Raw genomic sequence first — 302 nt, forward strand, 5'->3', positions numbered from 1 at the left:
GTGGCGCAAGGCCCGGCGCCGGGCCCGGCCCGTCGAGGGCCGTCACCGCCGCCGGGTCCGGCAGGCCCTGCACGAAGCCGCCGCCATGGTCGTCGGCTGGGCCGTCGACAACCGGATCGGAACATTGACCGTCGGTGACCCGCGTGGTGTCCTCGACCTGCCCGCCGGACGGCGCCACAACCTACGGCTACGGCAGTGGCAGGTCGGCCGGACCCTGCGGATCCTGCAGGACAAGGCCGCCCTCGCCGGGATCCGGGTCCATCTGGTCGACGAACGCGGCACCTCGTCCACCTGCCCGCACT

Annotated in this window: 1 protein-coding gene; it reads left to right on the forward strand. The window is 74.2% G+C overall.

Features of this window, described 5'->3' with window-relative positions:
• On the forward strand, positions 1–302 hold a 302-nt coding region (locus QSK32_RS45350), incomplete at both ends, for an IS200/IS605 family accessory protein TnpB-related protein (protein WP_285475568.1).

It is taken from the genome of Actinoplanes sp. NBRC 101535 (assembly GCF_030269225.1).
GTDB lineage: Bacteria > Actinomycetota > Actinomycetes > Mycobacteriales > Micromonosporaceae > Actinoplanes > Actinoplanes rectilineatus.